General features: G+C 42.6%; 22 protein-coding genes. 10 read left to right on the top strand and 12 right to left on the bottom strand.

Features of this window, described 5'->3' with window-relative positions; all coding sequences use genetic code 11:
* Nucleotides 1-100: 100 nt before the first annotated feature.
* On the top strand, nt 101-793 hold the full coding sequence (locus P255_RS09420) for a hypothetical protein (protein WP_004899930.1): 693 nt from the start codon (nt 101-103) through the stop codon (nt 791-793).
* A gap of 8 nt (nt 794-801) precedes the next feature.
* Nucleotides 802-1,605 carry an SDR family oxidoreductase gene (locus tag P255_RS09415; protein ID WP_004899932.1) on the top strand — a complete coding sequence of 268 codons (804 nt, stop codon included), beginning with the start codon at nt 802-804 and terminating at the stop codon, nt 1,603-1,605.
* 39 nt (nt 1,606-1,644) lie between these two features.
* Here P255_RS09415 and adeC read toward each other — a convergent pair whose 3' ends face one another.
* From adeC to sdsA, 6 genes are all read right to left on the bottom strand, one after another.
* The gene (gene adeC / locus P255_RS09410) at nt 1,645-3,099 is read right to left on the bottom strand and encodes an AdeC/AdeK/OprM family multidrug efflux complex outer membrane factor (protein WP_004899934.1); all 1,455 of its coding nucleotides are present in this window, start codon (nt 3,097-3,099) and stop codon (nt 1,645-1,647) included.
* Nucleotides 3,099-6,278 carry an efflux RND transporter permease subunit gene (locus tag P255_RS09405; RefSeq protein ID WP_004899937.1) on the bottom strand — a complete coding sequence of 1,060 codons (3,180 nt, stop codon included), beginning with the start codon at nt 6,276-6,278 and terminating at the stop codon, nt 3,099-3,101. The genes adeC and P255_RS09405 overlap by 1 nt, the downstream gene beginning before the upstream one ends.
* 12 nt (nt 6,279-6,290) lie before the next feature.
* Complete coding sequence (locus P255_RS09400) at nt 6,291-7,556, bottom strand: efflux RND transporter periplasmic adaptor subunit (protein ID WP_171063620.1); 1,266 nt, start codon at nt 7,554-7,556, stop codon at nt 6,291-6,293.
* 24 nt (nt 7,557-7,580) lie between these two features.
* Nucleotides 7,581-8,195, bottom strand: coding sequence for a phosphatase PAP2 family protein (locus P255_RS09395; protein WP_004899943.1), 615 nt, complete (start codon nt 8,193-8,195; stop codon nt 7,581-7,583).
* Between the two features lie 209 nt (nt 8,196-8,404).
* Nucleotides 8,405-10,444 carry a site-specific recombinase gene (locus P255_RS09390; protein WP_004899945.1) on the bottom strand — a complete coding sequence of 680 codons (2,040 nt, stop codon included), beginning with the start codon at nt 10,442-10,444 and terminating at the stop codon, nt 8,405-8,407.
* A gap of 14 nt (nt 10,445-10,458) precedes the next feature.
* On the bottom strand, nt 10,459-11,436 hold the full coding sequence (gene sdsA, locus P255_RS09385; RefSeq protein WP_004751041.1) for an All-trans-nonaprenyl-diphosphate synthase: 978 nt from the start codon (nt 11,434-11,436) through the stop codon (nt 10,459-10,461).
* Nucleotides 11,437-11,760: 324 nt separating this feature from the next.
* Between sdsA and rplU the strand changes: the two genes are divergently transcribed.
* From rplU to P255_RS09350, 7 genes are all read left to right on the top strand, one after another.
* A complete protein-coding gene (gene rplU, locus P255_RS09380; RefSeq protein ID WP_004751043.1) occupies nt 11,761-12,072 on the top strand; it encodes a 50S ribosomal protein L21 in 312 nt (103 codons plus the stop codon).
* Between the two features lie 18 nt (nt 12,073-12,090).
* Nucleotides 12,091-12,348 carry a 50S ribosomal protein L27 gene (rpmA, locus tag P255_RS09375; protein ID WP_004899948.1) on the top strand — a complete coding sequence of 86 codons (258 nt, stop codon included), beginning with the start codon at nt 12,091-12,093 and terminating at the stop codon, nt 12,346-12,348.
* Between the two features lie 198 nt (nt 12,349-12,546).
* Nucleotides 12,547-13,242: an outer membrane lipoprotein periplasmic chaperone LolA gene (gene lolA / locus P255_RS09370; RefSeq protein ID WP_004899950.1), complete on the top strand. Its 696-nt coding sequence runs from the start codon at nt 12,547-12,549 to the stop codon at nt 13,240-13,242.
* Nucleotides 13,243-13,361: 119 nt separating this feature from the next.
* The gene (locus P255_RS09365) at nt 13,362-14,132 is read left to right on the top strand and encodes an RsiV family protein (RefSeq protein WP_004899953.1); all 771 of its coding nucleotides are present in this window, start codon (nt 13,362-13,364) and stop codon (nt 14,130-14,132) included.
* 105 nt (nt 14,133-14,237) lie between these two features.
* Nucleotides 14,238-15,509: a serine--tRNA ligase gene (gene serS / locus P255_RS09360; RefSeq protein ID WP_004899954.1), complete on the top strand. Its 1,272-nt coding sequence runs from the start codon at nt 14,238-14,240 to the stop codon at nt 15,507-15,509.
* Between the two features lie 54 nt (nt 15,510-15,563).
* Complete coding sequence (cysG, locus tag P255_RS09355) at nt 15,564-16,937, top strand: siroheme synthase CysG (RefSeq protein WP_004899956.1); 1,374 nt, start codon at nt 15,564-15,566, stop codon at nt 16,935-16,937.
* A gap of 36 nt (nt 16,938-16,973) precedes the next feature.
* On the top strand, nt 16,974-17,444 hold the full coding sequence (locus P255_RS09350; RefSeq protein WP_004751054.1) for a tRNA (cytidine(34)-2'-O)-methyltransferase: 471 nt from the start codon (nt 16,974-16,976) through the stop codon (nt 17,442-17,444).
* A 151-nt stretch (nt 17,445-17,595) separates the two neighbouring features.
* On the opposite strand, the gene P255_RS09345 is transcribed toward P255_RS09350, so the two are convergent.
* Nucleotides 17,596-17,982, bottom strand: coding sequence for a winged helix-turn-helix transcriptional regulator (locus P255_RS09345; RefSeq protein WP_004899959.1), 387 nt, complete (start codon nt 17,980-17,982; stop codon nt 17,596-17,598).
* Between the two features lie 129 nt (nt 17,983-18,111).
* Here P255_RS09345 and P255_RS09340 point away from each other — a divergent pair, with 129 nt between their 5' ends.
* Nucleotides 18,112-18,666 (top strand): flavodoxin family protein, encoded by a 555-nt coding sequence (locus tag P255_RS09340; protein ID WP_004899962.1) that lies wholly within the window; start codon nt 18,112-18,114, stop codon nt 18,664-18,666.
* Between the two features lie 71 nt (nt 18,667-18,737).
* Here P255_RS09340 and P255_RS09335 read toward each other — a convergent pair whose 3' ends face one another.
* The 5 genes from P255_RS09335 to P255_RS09315 all read right to left on the bottom strand — a co-directional run bounded on the left by P255_RS09335 (nt 18,738) and on the right by P255_RS09315 (nt 23,170).
* Nucleotides 18,738-20,144, bottom strand: a complete 1,407-nt coding sequence (locus tag P255_RS09335) for an APC family permease (RefSeq protein ID WP_004899964.1) — start codon at nt 20,142-20,144, stop codon at nt 18,738-18,740.
* Nucleotides 20,145-20,383: 239 nt separating this feature from the next.
* A complete protein-coding gene (locus tag P255_RS09330; RefSeq protein WP_004899966.1) occupies nt 20,384-21,568 on the bottom strand; it encodes an iron-containing alcohol dehydrogenase in 1,185 nt (394 codons plus the stop codon).
* 4 nt (nt 21,569-21,572) lie between these two features.
* A complete protein-coding gene (locus tag P255_RS09325) occupies nt 21,573-22,076 on the bottom strand; it encodes a hypothetical protein (RefSeq protein ID WP_035365158.1) in 504 nt (167 codons plus the stop codon).
* Between the two features lie 79 nt (nt 22,077-22,155).
* Nucleotides 22,156-22,824, bottom strand: a complete 669-nt coding sequence (gene lipB, locus P255_RS09320) for a lipoyl(octanoyl) transferase LipB (protein ID WP_004899970.1) — start codon at nt 22,822-22,824, stop codon at nt 22,156-22,158.
* Between the two features lie 58 nt (nt 22,825-22,882).
* Nucleotides 22,883-23,170 (bottom strand): YbeD family protein, encoded by a 288-nt coding sequence (locus P255_RS09315; protein WP_004899971.1) that lies wholly within the window; start codon nt 23,168-23,170, stop codon nt 22,883-22,885.
* Between the last annotated feature and the right edge of the window lie 82 nt (nt 23,171-23,252).

The raw sequence follows: 23,252 nt of genomic DNA, 5'->3' as shown, positions 1-23,252 counted from the left end.
AAATCCACAAGATTAAGCTACAAAGCGTCGGCAATCTGTGGCATATCATGCGACAATATCCAGTTAAGCGATAAATTGGATGCCTGAAGCAGGATTTTTTATGGGGTATGTGGTCAGTTTGCAGGTCAACCCGCAAAGTTATGCACAATTTTTAACGTTACAACAGCAACTTAATGCCGCAACCAAGCAAAAACTGGCACATGAATTGGGGCAATTACTTGCTGATGTTGCGGTGCAAATTATTCAGCAAGTGTTTGTCGATTTATTGGTTCAACAAAAGCAGCGTGTGCAACGCCCTGAAGGGCATAAAATTGCTGAAGAGTCCGAAAAAGTCGTACAGCATGTGCTGGATGCCTTAAAAAAATATTTGCCGTGGTCAGTTGCATTGCTGAGTAATACGCGCTTGGTTGGTATTGTTAATTATTTTGCGAAATGTATTGTCTTGGAACAAGATCAGGTATTTTTACGTTATCCTGTAAGTGATACCTTGGTTGATCAAATTTTAACATTGGTTCAAAAGATTCAGGCAGGCGATGCCAGTCAGATTAGCCCTGCATTTCATGCATTGACCGAAATTATTGATCAAGGTGTGACGCATTTAATTCGTGTTCCCAAAGAAATGCTGCATTTTAATTTTGTGGTGGATAAAACTTTAAATGGCGTCATACAAATGACTACTCATATGGGGTATAAGCGTTTACAGGGCTTAGGCAAGGAAGTTGATTTGCACGTTGCGCCTTATTATATCGATCATTTCCTGAAATTTTTGATTCGTGATGGGCATACACAATAAGGCAGTTTATGAAAACACAAAATTTGCAAGATCAGGTGGTTTGGATTACAGGGGCGTCTTCGGGAATTGGGCAGGCTTTGGCGATTGTCTTTGCCGAGTTAGGTATGCACCTGATTTTGTCTGCACGTCGCGACAGTGAGTTGCAACGGGTAAAAGCCTTGCTGGCAAACCAAGAGAAGCATATTTGTATTCCACTGGATATTACCAATGCCGTGCAGATCGAGCAGGCGCTACAGCAGGTTTTGACAGAAAAAGGCAGAATCGACTGGTTGATCAATAATGCAGGTCTAAGTCAGCGTGCTTTAATTCAAGACACGTCCATGGACACTGAACGCAAGATTATGGAAGTGGATTATTTTGCTCAAGTCGCTATGACCAAAGCTGTTTTACCAACGTTGCTCAAGCAAAAATCGGGACGTGTGGTGTTTATTTCCAGTGTTGCAGGGCTGATCGGAACTCAGTATCGGGCCACGTATTCGGCTGCCAAAGCTGCGATTCATATGTGGGCAAACAGTTTGCGTGCCGAGGTTGCCGCACAGGGAATTCATGTTGCAGTCGTATTCCCAGGTTTTGTCAAAACCAATGTGTCGCTAAATGCTTTAACAGGAAATGGCGAAGCACAAGGTTTCCAAGATGAAGCGATTGAACAAGGTTTGGATGCAGATGAATTTGCTCAGCAGACAGTCAAAGCCTTGCTGCAAAATCAGGAATATATTGTGATTGGTGGACGCAAAGAAAAACTGGGTGTAATGCTGTCACGTTTGTCACCATCCATACTGTATAAACAGATTCGTAAAGCTCAAGTGAAGTAATAAAAAAAGCCCACCGAAGTGGGCTTTTTCTTGTCTGGTCTATTTTTTCTGATTGCGTTCAGCACTTGAGGCAGGGTACTGCACTTGGTCTGAAGTGTTGGCTTTCACGCCACCACCTAAGGTCTTATACAATTCAATCTGGTTGTTCAGATTGGTTTGTTCAAGCGTCAGTAAACCTTGTGCTGCAGCGTAGTTTGAGCGCTGTGCATCCAAAACTGTCAAGTAATTATCAATTCCTGCGCGGAAACGGGCAGTTGATAGTTGATAGTTTTTGTTGGTTGCCTGTACCAAACTACGTTGTGCTGCCAAACGTTCATTGATATGAGCGCGGGTTGCCAATACGTCATTGACTTCACGGAAAGCCGTTTGAATCGTCTTTTCATATGTAGTTAAAGACAGTTGTTGATCAACTTTTGAAATTTTGACGTTGGTTTTACGTGTTCCCCAGTCAAAAATTGGCAGATTGATCGACGGTGCAAATTGCCAAACAGTTGAACCCGATTTAAACAGATCACTCAACTGGTAGCTGGCAAAACCTGCGTTTGCAGTTAAGCTAATGGTTGGGAACATGGCTGCTTTCGCTGCACCAATATTAGCGCCTGCTGCACTTAACTGATATTCAGCCGACACAATATCTGGACGGTTGTTGAGCAAGTCACTTGGTAAGCCTGCTGCCAATACTTTTTGTGAGGTAATCTGCTTCACAGTGTCCTTTGGTAGCAACTCTGCTGGAACAGTTTTACCGACTAAAAGATCAAGCAGGTTTTTGGCTTGTTCAAGTTTAGTCTGATAATTGGCAACGTCACTACGTGCAGTTTCTACAGAAATTTGCGATTGGCGTAGTGGAACTTCACTGTCAATACCGACATCAAAGCGTTTTTTGTTGAGATTGTACGATTCTTGCTGTGCTTTAAGCGTTTGCTGTGCCAGATGCAAGTTTGCATTTGCATAAGAATAACTCACCCATGCCTCAGCCACCTGACTAATCAAACTAATTTGAGTTGAGTCTTTCGCTGCACGTGTCGACAGGTAACTATCGAGTGCTGCATCTTTTAGGCTGCGCACACGTCCCCAGAAGTCTAATTCATAAGACGTTACCCCAAGAGAAACCTGATAGGCAGAATATGGTTTCCAGTTGGAGCTGGCTGTTTGGGCACGAGCGTAATCGGCTTGTGTACCAACAGTAGGCAGTTGATCAAGTTCAGTCACATGATATTGCAACTGTGCTTTTTGAATATTCAATGCCGCAGTACGCAAATCACGATTATTGTCCAGACTCATTTCAATGACTTTTAACAAACGTGGGTCTGAGAAATAGTCTTTGTAACCTTGCTCTGCAACAGAAGATCCAGCAGTATTTTGCGATGCAAACTGATTTGGAATATCGGGTTTTGCAACAGGCTCTGGACCGCGCATGCTTTGGCAGGCAGCCAAAGCAAGCGCAAGTGTGGAGACGGCAATGCTACGACCTGTAAGAGACCATATGTTTTGCATCACGATTTATGCTCCTGAATTTGAGTATTCTTTGGTTTGTATTTAAAGATACTACGAATCCAAACAAAGAATACAGGAATAAAGAAAATACCAAGTAATGTTGAGCTGAGTACGCCACCCAATACACCATAACCAACAGAGTGCTGACTACCTGCACCTGCGCCTGTTGAAATCGCCAGTGGCAATACACCAAAACCAAATGCCAGTGTGGTCATGATAATTGGTCGTAACCGCAGTTTTGCTGCATGCATGGTGGCCTCAAACAGTTCTTCACCTTTTTCTTGCAGTTCTTTTGCGAATTCGACAATCAAGATCGCGTTTTTCGCCGAAAGACCAATCACCGCAATAATCGCCACCTGGAAGTAGATGTTATTGGCAAGATTTGGATTCTTCAAGATCATCAAGCCAACAAAGGTGAGTGCTAATGCACCGAGTACACCGAGTGGTACAACCAACAATACAGAGAAAGGAACTGACCAGCTTTCATATAATGCTGCCAAGCACAAGAAGACAATCATTAACGAAAGGGCATACAGGTAAGGACCTTGTTTACCTGAATCCTGTTCTTCAAGTGACAGACCTGTCCATTCATAGTCGAAGCCTTTTAAGCCCATCGCAGGTAATTTTTGCATGATTTCCTGCATGGCCTTGATGGCTTCACCTGAACTCACACCCGGTGCTGGCGCACCCTGAATGTTAATCGACGATACACCATTATAACGCTCTAAGCGCGGTGAACCATATGTCCAAGAACCTGTAGCAAAACTAGAGAATGGAACCATCGTACCTGTTGAGTTACGAACATACCATTTATTTAGGTCTTCAGGCATCATACGGCTTGGTGCATCACTTTGTACATAGACTTTCTTAATACGACCATGATCAAGGAAGTCATTTACATAACTACCACCCCAAGCAATACTCATGGTGTTGTTAATGTCTGACAGGTTAATGCCCATAGCGCCTGCTTTGGCTTGGTCAATCTGAATTTGATACTGTGAAGTATCTTGCATGCCGTTTGGACGCACAGCCATCAAGCGCTTGTCTTGAGAGGCCATGCCCAAAATCGCATTACGTGCTTCAAGCAGTTTGGCATGTCCTTGACCATTCACATCTTTAAGCATGAAGTCAAAACCAGAACTTGTACCTAGTTCAGGCATAGATGGTAATTGTAACGGGAAGATCATTGACGCATCTTTGATCATGCCATTGAGTGCCATTGCACGCCCAACCAGAGCGCCGATTTGGGTTTCTGGTGTTTTACGTTCACTCCAGTCTTTGAGTTTGACGAACTGAATACCTTGGTTTTGACCAACACCTGTGAACGAGAAGCCCGCCACACTAAACACGGATGCAACACTCGATTTTTCTTTATTCATGAAATAATCGGTCATGGTGTCTAGGGTTTTGCCTGTACGTTCCAAAGAAGCATTGGTTGGTAATTGTACCAATGCCATGACCACACCTTGGTCTTCATCGGGCAAGAACGCCGTTGGCAGTGATTTAAACAAGAAACCTAACAGACCAATCACGATCACATAAAATGTTGCAGAGAACACTTTATTGTGTGTCATGCGATTGACGCCGTTTTGATAGCGTTGAGATAACTTGTCGAAACCGCTGTTAAATCCTCTAAAGAAGCGCGCAAAAACATGGTTACTTGGCGCTTTATTTGGATCATGCTGTTTTAAAATGGTGGCACAAAGGGCAGGCGTAAAGGTCAGGGCAATAATCAATGACAAGACCATCGCAGTGACCAGTGTAATCGAGAATTGTCGATAAATAACCCCGGTTGTCCCGCTAAAAAATGACATTGGAATAAACACGGCAGTTAATACACTGGTAATACCAATCAATGCCCCTGTAATTTGCCCCATCGATTTTTCGGTGGCCGTGACAGGGTCAAGGTGTTCTTGCTGCATCAGTCGCTCGACGTTTTCTACCACCACAATTGCATCGTCTACCAGCAAACCAATTGCAAGTACCATCGCAAACATGGTTAAGGTGTTAATCGAGAAGCCGAACAGGTTAATGATTGCAAATGTACCTAAAACCACCACAGGAACTGCAAGTGTTGGAATGATGGTTGCACGCCAGTTCTGCAAGAACAGGAACATGACAATAAACACCAGTACGATTGCTTCAACGAGAGTATGTACCACGTTTTCAATCGATAGTTTAATAAATGGTGTACTGTCAAATGCAATCGTATCTTTCATCCCTGCAGGGTAGTTTGGACGCAATTTTGCAAGAGCAGCCTGTACATTGTTGGCAGTATCGAGTGCATTGGCGCCTGTTGCCAGACGAATCGCGACACCGCCAGCAGCTTTACCATTATATTTAGTATCATACTGATAGTCTTCAGCACCAAGCTCTACACGCGCCACATCACCCAAGCGGACTTGAGCGCCCGATGTCGTGTTTTTCAGAATAATGTTTTTAAACTGCTCTGGTGTTTGCAATAAGCTTTGCGCATTGACTGTCGCATTGATCATCTGACCATTGACCGCAGGTGATCCCCCGAGCTGACCGACAGAAACCTGAGTGTTTTGTGCTTGAATTGCACTACTCACATCACTTGGTGTGAGCTGATAATTGGTCAGTTTCGCAGGATCGAGCCAGATACGCATCGCATATTGACCACCGAAGACCTGAACTTCACCTACACCCGCAACACGGCTGAGCGGTTCAGAAATATGTGAGTTCACATAGTCCTTGATGTATGCACCGCTTAAGCTGTCATCAGGCGAATAGAATGCGACGACTTGCAAGAAGCTAGCACCCGATTTTTTAACGGTTACGCCTTGACGCTGTACGGCTTGAGGTAAAGATGCTGTTGCGGTCTGCAACTTATTTTGCACCTGAACCTGTGCCATGTTCGGGTCAACCCCTTGCTTGAAGTTCACGGCAATCGACACAGAACCGTTGGCTGCGCTTTGTGAGCTGATATAGCGCAAACCATCCAAGCCATTTAATTGTTGTTCAATCACCTGTGTAACGGTATTTTCAACAGTTTCAGCAGATGCCCCTGGATACATCGCCGAAATTGTAATTTTCGGTGGGGCAACTGTTGGATATTGTGCAATTGGCATCTGTGTCAGCGTAATAACCCCCGCCAACATGATCACCAATGCAATCACCCATGCAAAAATCGGGCGATGAATAAAAAAGCGAGCCATTCAATCTACCCCTTAAGCATGTTGCTGTGCTTGCTGTTTAGATGAGCTTTGAGCAGGTGCTGATGCATTTGGTTTTGCGACAGGAGCAACAGGGTTTGCTGGCGTTGCTGCTTGAGCAGGAGCAGGCTGATACGGTGTGGTTTTCACCTGTTGGCCTTCTTTTACTTTAGCAACACCATCGGCAATGACTTTATCACCTGGTTTTAAACCACTGGTTACAATCCAGTTTTGACCTTGAGCAGCAGCAGTCTGAACATTACGGGTTTCTACGATACCTTTTGCGTTAACAATAAATACCGTTGCTTGACCTGTCGGTGTGCGAGACACAGCAATTTGTGGCACTAGATAAGCATTTGGAACAACACCTTCCACAATTTGAGCAGTGACGTACATACCAGGAAGGAGCAAGCGATCTGGGTTAGAGAACACAGCACGAATGGTAATACTTCCTGTACTGGTGTCTACACTGGCATCGGCAAAGGCAAGGTTACCCTGATTGCCATATGTGCTTCCATCTTCGAGTTTAAGTTTGACTTTTGCATTGTTGCTGTTATCTAAACTGCCTTTTTTCAGTTCCTGTCTCAAACGCAACAGGTCACTGCTTGACTGGGTAATATCGACATAAATCGGATCTAAACGTTGAATTTTAACCAGTGCATCGGCTTGTCCCGAAGTGACTAAAGCACCTGCGGTAAATGATGAACGATCAGTTTGACCTGAAATAGGCGCACGAATTGTAGAGTAGCCTAAATTGATTTGTGCAGAGTTTAATGCGGCGCGTGCTGCTTCAACCTGAGCTTTTGCAACTTTGACTTGGCCAACCAAATCATCATAGTCCTGCTTGGCGACAGCATTAATGCCGACCAGCTGGTTATAACGATTCATTTTGGTGGTTAAACTATTGAGATTGGCTTCTTGCTGTAACAAACTTGCTTGGGCATTTTCAACACTAGCACGGTTAGCACGAGAGTCGATTTGATACAAAGGTTGCCCTGCTTTGACATAGCTACCTTCAGCAAATAGACGCTTTAAAATCACACCGCTTGTCTGAGGGCGAACCTCAGAGACTTCATAAGGCGATGTTCTACCTGCGAGTTCAACTGTTTTCTCCACATTTTGTGGCTGAGCAACAATTACACCGACTTCAACCATAGGTGCTTGCTGGGAAGCGGCAGCTTGCTGCGCATCCTTTTTGTCATTGCTACAACCAACAAGTGCGATACTTGTTGCCAATGCGCAAGCAGTAAGGGTTGGAACCCAAAGCTTAGCTGCCATCATTCTTACACCTCTTTTAGATTTTTTCTAAAAATTAAATTGTTGTTTACTCATATGAATTCGCGTGAATCCGAGCCAAATCAGGGCTACCCATAAAAGGCCGATCCCCCAACCTGCCAATACATCTGTTGGGTAATGTACACCTAGATATACTCGAGAAATTCCCATCAATATGAACCAGATACATGCTATTGGTGCAATGCTGCGGAAATGCGGGTGTCGTCGGTAAATCATGATTACAAGGCATGCCAGCGTTGCTGCAGAAACACTATGACCACTAGGAAAGGATGCACCATAACTATTGACCATATGATAGATAGAGGCAGGGCGGGGACGATTAAAAAACCACTTTAAACTCCAGCCAATAATACTGCTTCCACTCACTGCTAAAATAATGGTTGTGACGATCACATACTGTCGAATACGTAGCCAGTAAACACACCAAAGTGTCGTAAATATCAATACAAAAGGCATGCTACCAAGATCAGATAAGCCTTTTGCAACAAGATCTAACCACTCAATTCGATGCAGGCTCAATATTCTGACAATTTGCTCATCTAAGATTTGAGTGCTCATTAAATTCAGTAGACTGACACTGAAAATCAAAAAAACACAGCCAATACAAAGCATTAGATACGGCATGCATAAACCTTGTAATTTAGGTCACCGAACAACGGTATTTTTAAGAAGGTAAAGTGTACTTTCCAGTACACTTTTTTTCAAGTCTGAAAATTTATAGTAATTTTATTTCAAGTTTTTTTTAACACTAAGTAAACAAACATAACAAAAAACCGCATGGTTTTTATTGTGGATACATTCGATTTCATATCGCTATGACATTGTATTTGATGTTATTTTTCAGGATGTTCAGAAGTTTCAGATGTTGTTTCAGGTGGCCAGAAAAAGTCACTTGGTCGTGTTACAAAATGGGTGAGTACCAACTTGGCCAAAGGTTTCCATTGTTCAAAACGAACTCGTCGAGCGCGTAATGCCACAAGAATGGTCAATGAAAAACTGACAAACAGGTTAGTGAGCCCAATGAGTAAGACGCCAAAACTAGACACGAGAATTAACCCCAAATCAGGGGATTCATTGATTGACATTAACCCTTGGATGAGATTGGCAGAAGCAAAAGCAATATGCCGAATATCTAACGGTAATCCTAGGATAAACCCAATTGTTCCCATGCTGCCAAGCATAAAACCAAACAAGAAGTTACCTGCTAAAGCACCTAAATTACGTTCAATATAATCAGCAAGTTGAATTTGCCTTTTTTCTCCAAGCCAGTCGCGTAAGCGCTGATGTGCTTTGAGACGTGGGCCAATTTTTCGGTAAACCGCCATGTTGTCGAAGTAACCTGCGATTAAGCCCGATAAAAACAAACATACCCCTGCAATTGCGGCATGGGGAATTGCTAGAGAAGTAAACGGATCAAGACTGTGTAGCAAGTCTGAAGCCTTAGCGTGCTTCAGTAAGGGCTCACTGGTTATCCTTTCCCATAAAAAAGTGATGATTGCAGCAGTGGGAATAGCAATCGAAATATTACCTAAAATCGCAATAAACTGTGTACGTATAATATTGACAATCAGCTCGGCCAGCTCTGCAAGCTGTGCTGTACGTGAGCCCTTACGATGCTGAACCGTAGCGGCCAATGCTGCAGCCGTCATGGCGGGTTGTTTGGTTGCAACCGTGAAATGCAGGATGTGAATAAATACGAACCCGAAAGCATAGTTCAGGCTATAGCTTAATGCATGAGCAAATGGAGCAAGTGTTAGGCGAGACAGCAGAATCTTCAGGGTTGCCATCAACGCAATAATGCAACCTGCACCTGCGGCTGCCCAGTACATACTAAAAAAACCTTGTTTGTCAGTACTGACATAATTTTCGCCAGTCTTGCTCGCATTTTCTGTGACTTGAAAAGCCAGCAATTCGCTGTTGGCAGAAAGTAATGCTCCAACACTTTTTTCATTATGGTTGGCAGTGACCAAATCACAGATCAGTTTATGAATACTATTGGCACGAATCTCTTTAGATTCCTGTAATAATTTCAATAGCAGCTCTAACCGCTCAAGACTCTGTTCTAAAACAGTCAGCAAATAGGTCAGATTCAAACTGACGCCAATCCGTTTGGTGGATTTGCGAATATTACCGACAATGGTTTGACATTGTTCAATCATCACAAACGCCTGTGCAGCATCCAGCGGCTGCTCGATGCTCGGCTGATGATTGTTTAGTAATAGGTTATTGAATTTATGAATAAAACCAATAATTTCGCGGTTCTGTGCGATAAATGGAGATTCGTATTCGGTGAGCTTTGGTTCGGCATAAATCAGCTCTGGAAATAAACCAATTCCACTGATGCGATAACTCAAAACATTAATTGCTTTAATGACATCTTGTTTGAGCAGATTTTTTTGCTGCTTCTGATTTTGACTTTGATAAAATAATTGAAATAGGGCTCGCCATTCAGCAAGCTCAATCTGTTCAAGCCAGTAATGGTCGGTCGGTAAAAAAAAGACTTTTTCCAGCAGGTTTTGCAACTGAGTCTGGTCATTAATCGGAGGCAAGATATGGGACATAAAGCGCTGTCCCAATTGATTCCAGAAACCATCCAGAGACAAAATCCCAATGTCTGCATACAGTTTTGTTTGCTGATATTGGGTGATGAGGCACAACAGATACTGTTGCAAGCTCACAATACTATGCGGAGTTTGTCGTAATGCTTGCAACAGGCAATGAAACTTGCTTCTGGTTTCTTCCACATTGCGTGGATTTTCTGGACGAAGTTGCTGAACGAGATCAATCAGGATTTGTTCATCGACAGCAGTTGAAGGATATTCAAGCTGCTGTTGGATATGAATCAGAATTTGGCTGATAGATTGTTGAGTCATCTCACCACGGTCTATTATTGAATACGATCCAGAGCCAGCATGGCTAAATTGTATAATCCCTGACGGGCAATACTCTCTGGTAAAATTGCTAAAGCATCAATTGCAAGCTGAGTTTCTTGTTGGGCACGTAAACGACAATAATCCAAAGCCCCGGAATTTTGTACGATACGAATGACGTCATCAAGTTCAGTCAAGCCGCCTGTGGCAATACTTTTACGGATAATCTCGTGATCTGTACCTGAGGTCTTACTTAATGCCGAGATTAATGGCAAGGTCGGTTTACCTTCCATTAGATCATCGCCAATATTTTTACCCAATGTCTCAGCGTCCGAGGTATAGTCCAAAATATCATCAATAATCTGGAAGGCGTTGCCAAAGTGTCCCGCATATTGTTGCAGCGCCTGACGATATTCAGGTTTACCGACTAAAATTGCAGCACCTTCAGTCGCGAGCTGAAATAAGCGTGACGTTTTACCATGAATAATGCTGAGATAAGTCTCTTCTGTGGTATCTGGTTGATGCTGCGCCTGAAGCTGTAACACTTCGCCCTCGGCGATCTCGCAAGTTCCTGTTGAAAACTCTTTTAACAAGGTCATATTGTTGAGATCAACCAACAAATCGAAAGAGCGAGCAATCAGGAAGTCACCCACCAAAACGGCAGTTTGATTGTTCCATGTGGCATTGGCAGTAGGTCGACCCCGACGTAAATTAGACTCATCCACCACATCATCATGAACCAATGTTGCCGTATGCAACATCTCGATAACAGCTGCTAAGCGCTGAGTCTGGGTGAGATCATTTTCACCACAGGCTTGTGCAGCCAGTAGACACATGATTGGGCGCATACGTTTGCCACCTGCCTCAACCACATGTTTGCTCACAGACATAACCAGTGCGACTTTAGAGCTAATTCCTTCATTGATAAATTTATCCATTGCAGCAAAGTCTGCAGCAACAGGGGCGAGAATATCTTGCTTAAAATCGATGGCCATAAACATAAAACCTAAAATCTATTTAAAACGTTTTTATACTGCCTGCCACAAGCAAATGCATTGTGACTGAAAGCATGTTTTATACCATAAAATAGATGTTTTTCTTAGTTCTTGGTTTTTTATTTGCGAGTAATAATTAAAAAATAATAAAAAACAAATACTTAAATTTGTTTTGCTTTTAATGTGTAAAAATAAATATGCCTACTTGTTGTTTGTATGTTTTTTACTTAAAATACTAGCCCTTTATATCCCCAGTGGCGTTCGTTTTAAGATCGATATATCCCTTTATCGACACGACGACACGGGCTTGGTTTGGAGTACATTATGTACGCAGTAATCCAAAGCGGTGGTAAACAGCACCGTGTGGTTGAGGGCGAAACCCTTAAAGTAGAATTGTTAAAAGCTGAAACTGGTTCAACTATTACATTTGATGATGTATTAATGGTTGTAAACGGCGAAAGCATTCAAATCGGTGCTCCAGTTGTTGCTGGCGCTAAAGTAACTGCAGAAGTGGTTGGTCATGGTCGTCACGACAAAATCCGTATTGTAAAAATGCGTCGTCGTAAACATTACCGTAAACAACAAGGTCACCGTCAATGGTTTACCGAGTTGAAAATTACTGGTATTTCAGGCTAATCACGAGGAGTAAGAGACATGGCTCACAAGAAAGCCGGTGGTTCGACACGTAACGGTCGTGATTCAAACCCAAAAATGCTAGGTGTTAAAGCTTACGGTGGTCAAACTGTAACTGCTGGAAGCATCATCGTTCGTCAACGTGGTACAGAATTCCACGCTGGTGCAAATGTTGGTATGGGCCGCGACCATACTCTATTTGCTACTGCTGACGGCGTAGTAAAATTCGAAGTGAAAGGTCAATTTGGCCGTCGCTACGTAAAAATTGAAGCTGTATAAGTTTTGATTTGAGAAAGCCTGCTTTTGCAGGCTTTTTTATGCTTTAAATTTTCATATTTTATTCATGAATCGCGAAAATGCTCACAAATTGCCGCTATAACAAATACAAAATGGCTTATATTCTCTATTCTTAGATTTTCTCATCTAGAGTAGTATGGCAAACAATGCAACTGCATTTATAAAGAAAAAGGTGAATCAATGAATATGCTTCGTAAAACATTTTGTGCTGCGGTACTTGGTGCTGTGACTTTGGCTCCAGTCGTAAGTACAACAGTTTTCGCAGCGCCAGTTGCCGCTTCAGAACAGCAAGCGACTCAAAATTTAGTCAGACAGTTAACCAATTTACATAGCTTGAGTGCGAACTTTGAACAGACCACTAAAAGTAATGGTAAAAAAACAGTACAGAAGAAAGGGTTAACAGCACAGCACCTGAACCAGACATTCCGCGGTGTGATGAAAGTCGCTCGTCCAGGGAAATTCTTCTGGGAAACAACGGCACCATCAAAACAAACCATCGTGACGACAGGTAAAACAGTATGGATTTACGATCCTGACTTGCAGCAAGCCGTACGTCAAAGTTTGAGTGACCAAGTGGCGAATACACCTGCGTTATTACTTTCAGGTAACACCAGTCAGATTATGCAGTCTTATCGTGTAAGTCAGCCAGACCACAGTAAAACTTACTATACCTTGACGCCAAAAGCCAAAGACAGCGCATTTCAGAATTTGAGTATCAGTTTTTCTGCAAATGGTACGCCAACGTTTATGATCTTAAATGATTCTTTAGGGCAAACCACAACAGTACGTTTTAGCAATGCGGCAAAAAATGTCAGCATTCCTGCATCGATTTTTAATTTTACCCCGCCTAAAGGCACAGATATTATTGATCAGTAATGATTTTTTGATCCGAAGAGCCTGCGATATGCAGGCTTTTTTTTGTTTAGCAATAATGCAACATAGTTGAGCAATCAAATCGCCTATAGTAAAAATATTACTGAACCCAAGGGAATTATATGTTGAATTATAAGCATAAAATACTCAATTGCTGTGTTGGGGCAGTCTTAGTAAGCGTATTAAGTGCCTGCCATGACAACCAGCAATCTCAACATACTCAGGAAACCTCGTCAGCCAGCCAAAGCCTGTCGCAAACAGCAAGTATTCCATTAATTCAGGCAAAAACTCAGCCTATTATTTTGCCAAAAGTTGAAGTTTGTGAAAAAGACGAATGCACATCTTATCAATTGGCAACGGTACAAACCAATGTGGACTGGATTGATGGATTCTTCTTGAAACGTTTCAAGAAAGATTTTCCACTGGCATTTAACCCGCCTGCATCTGAACCAACAGCCAGTCAGGCACAGCATTTAACTCAAAGTTCAAATAGCGCTCTGGTGCGTTATTTAGGGCAAAATGCCAATCTGGCCTCATTTGTGATTGAGTCGGAAACTTATAATCAGGGTGCGGCGCATGGCATGTACCATAAGGAATATGTGATTTTTGATCTAAAAACCAAGAAACGTATTATGGTGGATGATCTTTTACAAACCCAAGTGCAGCAAAAACTTCTGAATGCCTTGTATGAAGCCAATCAGAACTGGTTTACGCAGCATCAATTTGCCAAAGAAAAACTGGAGATTACCGATAATTTTTATTATGGCGCAAATGGCATTGTTTTTGTGTACCCACTATATGAAATGGCCTCTTACGCTGAGGGTATGACAGAACTGACCTTGCCATATTCGATGGCAAAAGGTTTGATTCGTGCTGAATATTTGCCGAAATAGTCGTGGATCCTGTAGCTCAGCTGCAGGATTCATCACAGGTGACTGTATTTTTTAGAATGAAGCGCTTACACTATACCCAGTCTTTTTTATGCAATTTGATTGGTTATGATTGACCCGAAATTACTGAGAAATAATATTGAGGCGGTAAATGCAGCGCTTGCCAAACGTGGTGTACAACTGAACGTTGAAGAATGGGCAGCTTTAGAATCTCGTCGTAAAGAAATTCAGTCTAAAACTGAAAATCTCCAAGCAGAACGTAATGCTGGAGCGAAACAGGTTGGGCAAATCAAAAAAGCAGGTGGCGATGCCTCCGAAATTATGACCCGTATGCAAGCCATTGCCGATGAAATTAAAGCGGCAGAACTTGAACTGGCTGAATTGCAAAACGAAATTGAACAAAAATATTTGTCGATTCCAAACTTGCCAGATGAATCTGTACCGAATGGCAAAGATGAAAGTGATAATGTTGAAGTGTACAAATGGGGTACGCCTCGTGAATTTGACTTTGAAATCAAAGATCATACGGACCTTGGCGAGTGGATGGGTGGTTTGGAGTTTGAAACTGCAACCAAACTGACAGGTTCACGCTTTAGTGTTTTAAAAGGCCCACTTGCGCGTTTACAACGTGCAATTACGCAATTCATGCTTGATACGCACACATTGAAAAATGGTTATACCGAAGCGTACGTACCGTATCTGGTGAATGCCGATACTTTGCGTGGAACAGGTCAACTTCCTAAATTTGAAGAAGATTTATTCAAATTAAAAGGCGAGAAAGAGTATTACCTGATTCCAACAGCAGAAGTGCCAATCACTAACTTTGTGCGTGATGAAATTATTGATGCGGATCGTTTACCACTCAAATACACCGCACATACACCATGTTTCCGTAGTGAAGCTGGGTCTTATGGACGCGATACGCGTGGTTTGATTCGTCAGCACCAGTTCGACAAGGTTGAGATGGTGCAAATCGTGAAGCCTGAAGACTCGATGCAGGCTTTGGAAGAGTTGACATCACATGCAGAAGGCATTTTGCAGGCACTGGGTTTGCCATACCGCAAGATTATCCTTTGTGGTGGTGACATGGGCTTTGGTGCAACCAAAACTTACGATTTGGAAGTTTGGGTGCCAAGCCAAAATACTTATCGCGAAATTTCAAGCTGCTCAAATATGGGTGACTTCCAAGCGCGCCGTATGAAAGCACGTTATCGCGTTGATCAAAAGAAACTTGAACTGGTACATACTTTAAATGGTTCAGGTTTGGCTGTGGGTCGTACCTTGCTTGCTGTCATGGAAAACTATCAGCAAAAAGATGGCAAAATCGCCATTCCTGAAGTATTACGCCCATATATGGGTGGTTTAGAGTACATCGATTAATTTTGTGCACGATTTTTGCTTAAAGACGATCAGATTGAAAGTTAGGGAGTTGTTGTGGAAATTTTTCCAATCTCGCTCAAGTTGCAGCAGCAGCGTTGTTTGATCGTTGGTGGTGGGCATATTGCCTACCGCAAAGCGATTTTGTTACATAAAGCAGGGGCAATCATTGATGTGGTTGCACCTGAAATTGATGAAAATTTGCTTGAGATTGTGCATAAATCAACGGGGAAATTCCTGCAACATGCATTTGTTGAAACTGATTTAGAGCACCCTTATCGTCTCGTCATTGCCGCAACAAATCAGCCTAAAGTCAATCATCTGGTTTTTGATTTGTGTGAGCAGCGTAACCTGTTGGTCAATAGTGTAGATGATATTCCGCACTGTCGTTTTATGGTGCCTGCGATTATTGATCGTTCGCCTTTGGTGGTTTCTGTTGCTTCAAATGGCACATCTCCAGTACTGTCCCGCCAGTTACGTACTCAGATTGAAAGTTTGCTGCCGCATAGTCTAGGCAAGCTGGCACAATTTTCGGGGCATTGGCGCAAAGCTGTGAAAGAAAAAATTCCCAATCCCGATCAGCGTCGGGTGTTTTGGGAAGAGCTTTATGCAAGTCCTCTCAAAGAACAAGTGTTTAATGACAACTTGGAAAAAGCCAATCAGATGCTACAACAGGCATTGGCAGAGTGGACAGCACCCAAAGGCGAAGTGTATTTGGTCGGAGCAGGGCCAGGTGATCCTGAACTATTGACGCTCAAGGCCTTACGCCTCATGCAACAGGCGGATGTGGTGATTTATGACCGTTTAGTCTCTCCACCTATTTTAGATTTATGCCGCCGTGATGCTGAAAAGGTGTATGTGGGTAAAGCACGTTCCAATCATAGTGTCCCTCAAGATGGTATCAATGCCTTACTGGTTGAATATGCACAACAGGGCAAACGGGTATGTCGCCTAAAAGGTGGTGATCCGTTTATTTTTGGACGTGGTGGCGAAGAAATTCAGGAATTATTTGCAGCGGGTGTACCTTTTCAGGTTGTACCAGGGATTACCGCGGCATCTGGCTGTTCAGCTTATGCAGGTATTCCATTAACACATCGTGACTATGCTCAAAGTGTACGTTTTCTGACAGGACATCTTAAGGAGGGTTCGCCTGAATTGCCTTGGGATGAACTGGTCTATGAAAACCAGACGCTGGTGCTGTATATGGGCTTGGTAGGATTGGAAAAAATTAGCCAGCAACTGATTGCCCATGGTCAGCGCCCAGATATGCCTGTAGCACTCATTTCTAAGGGAACAACCCCCGATCAGAAAGTCGTTGTGGGAACATTGGCGGATATTGCCAGTAAAGTCACCGAATATCAAATTCAAGCACCAACTTTGACCATTATTGGTGAAGTCGTGCATTTACGTGAACAGTTACAGTGGCAGTAGTTGCGGTAACTTCTGTAGAAAAAGTCGAGAAAAGTTGTGATTCATGTGGTTTTGTACGAGCCTGAAATTCCAAGCAATACGGGAAATATCATTCGTTTATGTGCCAATACAGGCGCTCAGTTACATTTGATCAAGCCTTTAGGTTTTGAACTGGATGACAAAAAGCTCAAGCGTGCAGGGTTGGACTATCACGAATATGCGCGTATGAAAATCTGGGACAATTTTGAGCAGTGCCTTGAGAACTTGGCAAGTCAGGGCGTTGAGCATATTTTTCCATTGACGACCAAAGGTTCGGCAATTCCACATACTGTTGATTTAAATCGCCCTGTGGCATTGCTGATGGGGCCTGAAACACGTGGCTTGCCAGAACATGTGCGCCTTATGTTTCCAAAAGAACAATGGATTCGTCTGCCAATGGCAGAAAACTCCCGCAGCTTGAATTTGTCGAATGCTACAGCAGTCATCGTGTATGAAGCTTGGCGCCAACAAGGTTTTAAAGTGCTGTAATGATTAGAGTCGCATAAAAAAAGTGTCCTCGTTATGGGGGCACTTTTTTTATTTTATAAATAGAGCTTGATCATCAGCCAATTTCATTTTTCTTGTACTTTCTTGAAATATATTTTCTTATCAACTAATCATTCATAAATTATTCAAAGACTTAGTCAGTTGGTATTTTTTTCAGATTTGCATCATAAGCATTTTGTGCATCTAAAACACGATCAATATTCTGTTCTGCCCATTCTTTTAATAAATATGCTGTTTTTGAGAAATCTGTTCCGAGTGGAGTTAAAGCATATTCTACTCGGATTGGGCTACTATCGATCACGGTTCTTTTCACAAAGCCATCACGTTCTAAGTTTTTAAGTGTTTGTGATAGGACTTTGGGAGAAATACCTTCAATGTTTTTTTTCAAAAGATTGAAATGTTGTGGAGAACATTCCAGTACATTCATGATCAGTAACACCCATTTATTGGCAAGTGTTTCAAAAAACAGGCGCGCTGGACAATACAGATTGTAAATGTTGTAAGACGGTAACGATGTCATATTTGAAATATATTCCGTGCTATGTTTGATCAAATGCCCGTAGTTACCTTTTGGTAACTAATTGACAGTTAGTTTCTAAAATATATTATATAACAATTCCTTTCTAAAACGAAAAAATAGGGTTTCAACATGGCAAAAGTAGCAGTGGTATATTTTTCTGGATATGGTCATACCAAAGTGATTGCAGAGACGTTTGCAAATGAAATTGCAGCACAACTGATTGCAATTGACCAAAATGGCGATATTCAAGAAGCTGATTGGGAAACCTTAAATCAGGCTGATGCAATTGTATTTGGTGCACCAACTTACATGGGTACAGCGCCTTGGCAATTTAAGAAATTTGCTGATGCAACTTCAAAAGCATGGTTCACTCAAGCATGGAAAGATAAAGTGTTTGCAGGTTTTACCAACAGCGCAAGTTTTAACGGTGACAAACAGGTAACACTCATTCAGTTGCAAACTTTGGCCTCACAACATGGTGGTCTCTGGGTGAGCTTGGGATTATTGCCTGCGAATACAAAAGCAGCGACTCGCCAAGATATTAATAACTTGGGCGGATCAGTCGGTCTGTTGGTACAGTCTCCTGCCGATGCAAGTGTCGATGAGATTCCATCAGGTGATTTAGATACGGCTAAAGCCTATGCAAAACGTGTTCTAGCGATTACTGAAAAATTGGCAGGCTAATTTAAAGCTTGAGTTGGCAAACACAAGCAATAAAAAACCAGCATCGCGCTGGTTTTTTTATTGAGCGTGCTTTAGTCGTGTTTGTACTGTGGTGGTGGAATTTTAAAGCCTTTGGTTTTATAGCCAAGGAATAAAACTCCAATCACAGCCCAGACAATTCCCCATTGCAACGCGGTGTGGTTAATTTGAAGCCACAGTGCACCAATCGAGATAAAGCCGAGCATTGGAATCACCAAGTAGCGGAAAATATCTGCGGGGGTTTTGGTACGTCCTTCACGCAATACATATTGTGAAACCACACACAGGTTCACAAAACTAAATGCAGTCAGCGCCCCGAAGCTAATCAGGTTAATGACGTGTTCAAGATCGGTAAAACCCGCAGAGAGTGCAATGATACCAACTAAAATAATGTTAAAAGTGGGCGCATGAGTTTGTGAGCTCAGATGCCCAAAATATTTTTTGTTAAATACTCCATCACGACCCATGACATACATCAGGCGCGACACTCCCGCATGTGCAGAAATACCCGATGCCATGACGGTGACAATCGCAAATGCCAAGATCACAGACTTGAACATCTCACCACCAACGATGCGTAAAATATCAGGCTGGGTAGCATCGACGTGTTTGAAATACTGTGCAGGGTTTCCTGGAAAATACAGTTGCATAAAGTAGGTCGCAGCAATAAACACAACGCCCGCAATCAGTGCAGTCAGGAAAATAGCTTTGGGTAAGACTTTATCGGTTTCATGGGTTTCTTCTGCCAGTGAACTGAGGGCATCAAAACCTGTAAAAGAGAAGCACAAAATGGTTGCCCCGGAAATTAAGGCACCTAGTTTGGCTTGATCACTCCAGAACGGCGCAGATGAAAGCAAGGTGCCATTATTTTCTGTCGATAAACCCATCGCAGTTTGTGCAGTATGACCAAGTGCCAAGTCTTTAATAATTAAAAAGACAAAAATCGCAATCACCAGCATCTGGAAAAATACGATCAAGCCATTCAGGTTGGCTACAAATCTGATGCCGCGCAGGTTGACCCATGTCATAAGTCCAGTCAGGCCAATGACCCATACCCACTGATTCACGCTGGGGAACATACTAGTTAGATAGATGACTGCAAGTAAAATATTCACCATCGGGCTAAGAATATAGTCGAGCAGGGAAGACCAGCCAACCATAAAGCCTGCATTGGGATGAATCGCACGTTGCACATAAGTATATGCTGATCCTGAAGATGGATAACGTTTGATCATATAGCCATAGCTCAGTGCAGTGAACAGCACTGCCAGCAAGGCAAAGAAATAAGATGTTGGTACATGTTGGGCACTGGCTTCAGATACCATACCGAAGGTATCGAACAAGGTCATGGGTTGAATATAGGCAAGACCTATAACAATGACATGTCCCAGCAGAAGTGATTTTTGCAGTTTTGCTGCCGATTGAGTCCCAGGAGAATGTGTCAACGGCGTTATCCTCATAATCGTTGATCAAGGATCAGCTATCAATTTTTAGGATCGTTTAGGACGAACGATCCCCCCATATTTTTAACAAAGAGCGCAACTTTATCGTAAATAGATATCTGTTGTCAGCAATTAATTGCAGTATTCCTTTAGCAATTTTTCTGCCAATTCAACGATCTTTGCATTGTAGTTAATTCTTATATAACAAAAAACGCCCAATGTACCAGTGACAATGGGCGTTTTTTTATTTCGTCGGTTTACCACGCCTTTTGCAAGATTTCTCGTAACTGAGCTAAAGAGGCTTCTTTCGGGTTATAAATAATCGAGCCATCATTTAAGGCTTTTTCTGCAACCTCATCTAACTGGCTTTCGCTGACTTTGCCTGTTTCGCGCAAATTACGTGGCAATTTGGTAAGTTCATACAAATGGTCACGAATGCTGTAGATGGTTTCAATGGTTTTGTCAGTACGTTGATCGGCTGGGGTTTGTGCATAAATATCTGCACCCGCCAAAGGTAACAACAGCTCTGCAATTTTATCGCCATTGACTGACTTATTGTATTCAAGCACATAAGGCAAGAACAGGTTCATGCATAGACCATGAGGTAAATGTGTAACTGCACCCAGCGCATGCCCAAGAGAATGTACCAAGCCAACCATAGAGTTAGAGAAGGCGATACCTGCCATGGTCGATGCTTGTGCCAGTTCTAAACGTGCCTCTGCATCTTTAGGATTATCCAGAACTTTAAACAGGTTCTGGCTGATTTTCTTGATTGCTGCGGTGGCATAAGCATCGCTCAGTGGATTTGCTGCCATACACGTATAAGCTTCAATGGCATGCGTCATGGCATCCATGGCGGTCATGGCAGTCAGGTGCGCAGGTAAGGTTTGTGTCATGCGTGGATCAAGAATCGCAGCATGTGGCATCAGGTAGTAAGAAGCAAATGCCATTTTGACATTTTTGACAGGATCAGAAACCACAGCCACCATGGTGACTTCAGAGCCTGTACCTGATGTGGTTGGAATCACAAAAAAAGGTTTAAGTGGTTTAGGTAAATTATGTGCACCTGAATATTTGAGTAAATCATCACCGCCTTCAGTGACTAAAATATTGGTGGCTTTGGCCGTATCAATCACCGAGCCACCACCGACTGCAAGAAGCGCATCACATTGATGTTCACGATAAAAAGCTGCTGCTTTTTTTACAGTTTCTAAGCTTGAATCGGGTGGCACTTCATCAAAAATAAAGCCGATTTCAGCATCGGTTGAGCTAAATGCTGTTTCAATCGGTTCAAGCAAACCATTGGTGCGTACGCCTTTATCAGTAATAATCAGTGGACGTTTTGCACCTAAAGTAGCGAGTTCAAAAGGAATATGTTCTAAAGCCGCGTGACCTGCAATGACTTTGACTGGACAGAAAAATTCATAATACGCTTTTGTCATGTGCTTATGCGCTCCGTTTTAGAAAGGATTGTGCAAGTTTTAAATAGATCAGGCTGGCGTTGGATAATTTTTCTTTAAAGCCAAGTTGTTCTGGGTATTGTTTGACCGCAAGTGAGGCGATCAGTTTGGGTAAAATCAGAGATTCCATTTTGTTTAAACAGCGCACAAGGCGAATCGCATAAGAAACGTCACCATCGGCAATCATGCGGTCATTGGCAAAGGCACGCGCGGTACTTTCCTGAAATGAAAAAACCAGAAAAGCATGTTCCAAATGCTTAAAGATAATGCATAGATCAGGTTTACCACTTGGTTCATCAACCAATTCAAGTTGTTTAAGCTGATTGACTCTCGCAGTAAATGCTGGGCCATGTGGAAAAACTTTCATGGATAGCGTGAAATTTTCAGGGAATTTAGCAATTTCTTGCTGAATTTCGGAGTCAACTTGGCTGGCAATCACCAAGCCGTTGCCAATAACACTCATCATGAGCTTGACGTAAGCTTGCTGCATTGCTGGTTTTAACGGCTTAGTGAACACGTACTTGTCCTTTTTTGTATTTATTGATCTGAAAGAGAGAGCCAGAAAAAGGTTATTTTTCCAGAATGACCTCAATTTCTTTAAAGTACTGAGTTTGTGTTAAATATTCAATCACGTCTTGGCTAAGTTGTGTAAATTTAGGATGATTTTCGACAAGATCCTGAATACGCACCATTTCCAAACCAGCGTAGCCACATGGATTAATGGTCTGAAAACCGTGCAGGTCACAGTCAATATTCAGGGATAAACCATGATAGCTGCGACCACGACGAATTTTAAAACCTAAAGAACCGATTTTACGACCATCCACATAGACACCTGGTGCATCAGGTTTGGCATACGCTTCGATTTGGTATTTATTGAGCAGGTCTATCATCAGTTGCTCGGCAAAGCTGACCAGTGTACGCACATGCCATTTTAAGCGGTTGAGGTCAAACAGGAAGTAAGCAATCATTTGCCCTGGGCCATGCCATGTCACCTGACCACCGCGATCTGACTGTACCACGGGAATATCGCTGCTAACCAAAATATGTTCGGGTTTTCCAGATTGTCCTTGAGTGAGTACATCTTGATGCTGCAACAGCCACAACTCATCGTGAGTATCTGCTTCACGTGTTTCAGTGAAGGTTTTCATTTCTGAAAACTTGGCTTGATAATCTTGTAAGTTATCGAAAATACGAATAATCAGTTTCGGTGACTGCTGGAGAGTAGATGCATCCATGGAATGAAAAACCTTATATAAAAAACAAAACCAGATGTTTTAGGCATCTGGTTTAGGATTAAAGCGCAGTTCGGATATGAGGGCAAGCTGCCAAGTCTGCATACAATGCGTGAACTTGCTCAAGTTCCTCAAAACGCAACTGGGCAGTAATCGAATGGTATTTTCCTGTACGCGAAGGTTGTACAGCCAAAGTGGCTTCATCAAACTCAGGGAAATGTTTGATCAAGATTTCTACCACAGCAATGCGCAGTTCTGTACCTGCATTGCCAATGAGTTTAATAGGATATTCCATTGGGAATACCCAAAGGTCTTCACGAAGTTCACGAGAAGGTGTGCGATCTAACATAGGTGCTCTCAGCAGTTGAAACGCCTGCAAGAGCAGGCGTTTTTTAATTCTTTAAAGATAAAATGGGGTAGTTTCCTGAAAA

Origin of the sequence: Acinetobacter brisouii CIP 110357 (assembly GCF_000488275.1) — a bacterium.
GTDB classification, from domain to species: domain Bacteria; phylum Pseudomonadota; class Gammaproteobacteria; order Pseudomonadales; family Moraxellaceae; genus Acinetobacter; species Acinetobacter brisouii.
Note: the sequence above shows the minus strand (reverse complement) of the source record. Positions and strands in the feature narration are given on the sequence as shown.

Coding starts and splice junctions, on each gene's coding strand:
- P255_RS09420 (WP_004899930.1), top strand. CDS start 101: ATGGGGTATGTGGTCAGTTTGCAGGTCAACCCGCAAAGTTATGCACAA.
- P255_RS09415 (WP_004899932.1), top strand. CDS start 802: ATGAAAACACAAAATTTGCAAGATCAGGTGGTTTGGATTACAGGGGCG.
- adeC (WP_004899934.1), bottom strand. CDS start 3,099: ATGCAAAACATATGGTCTCTTACAGGTCGTAGCATTGCCGTCTCCACA.
- P255_RS09405 (WP_004899937.1), bottom strand. CDS start 6,278: ATGGCTCGCTTTTTTATTCATCGCCCGATTTTTGCATGGGTGATTGCA.
- P255_RS09400 (WP_171063620.1), bottom strand. CDS start 7,556: ATGATGGCAGCTAAGCTTTGGGTTCCAACCCTTACTGCTTGCGCATTG.
- P255_RS09395 (WP_004899943.1), bottom strand. CDS start 8,195: ATGCCGTATCTAATGCTTTGTATTGGCTGTGTTTTTTTGATTTTCAGT.
- P255_RS09390 (WP_004899945.1), bottom strand. CDS start 10,444: ATGACTCAACAATCTATCAGCCAAATTCTGATTCATATCCAACAGCAG.
- sdsA (WP_004751041.1), bottom strand. CDS start 11,436: ATGGCCATCGATTTTAAGCAAGATATTCTCGCCCCTGTTGCTGCAGAC.
- rplU (WP_004751043.1), top strand. CDS start 11,761: ATGTACGCAGTAATCCAAAGCGGTGGTAAACAGCACCGTGTGGTTGAG.
- rpmA (WP_004899948.1), top strand. CDS start 12,091: ATGGCTCACAAGAAAGCCGGTGGTTCGACACGTAACGGTCGTGATTCA.
- lolA (WP_004899950.1), top strand. CDS start 12,547: ATGAATATGCTTCGTAAAACATTTTGTGCTGCGGTACTTGGTGCTGTG.
- P255_RS09365 (WP_004899953.1), top strand. CDS start 13,362: ATGTTGAATTATAAGCATAAAATACTCAATTGCTGTGTTGGGGCAGTC.
- serS (WP_004899954.1), top strand. CDS start 14,238: ATGATTGACCCGAAATTACTGAGAAATAATATTGAGGCGGTAAATGCA.
- P255_RS09345 (WP_004899959.1), bottom strand. CDS start 17,982: ATGACATCGTTACCGTCTTACAACATTTACAATCTGTATTGTCCAGCG.
- P255_RS09340 (WP_004899962.1), top strand. CDS start 18,112: ATGGCAAAAGTAGCAGTGGTATATTTTTCTGGATATGGTCATACCAAA.
- P255_RS09335 (WP_004899964.1), bottom strand. CDS start 20,144: ATGAGGATAACGCCGTTGACACATTCTCCTGGGACTCAATCGGCAGCA.
- P255_RS09330 (WP_004899966.1), bottom strand. CDS start 21,568: ATGACAAAAGCGTATTATGAATTTTTCTGTCCAGTCAAAGTCATTGCA.
- P255_RS09325 (WP_035365158.1), bottom strand. CDS start 22,076: ATGCAGCAAGCTTACGTCAAGCTCATGATGAGTGTTATTGGCAACGGC.
- lipB (WP_004899970.1), bottom strand. CDS start 22,824: ATGGATGCATCTACTCTCCAGCAGTCACCGAAACTGATTATTCGTATT.
- P255_RS09315 (WP_004899971.1), bottom strand. CDS start 23,170: ATGTTAGATCGCACACCTTCTCGTGAACTTCGTGAAGACCTTTGGGTA.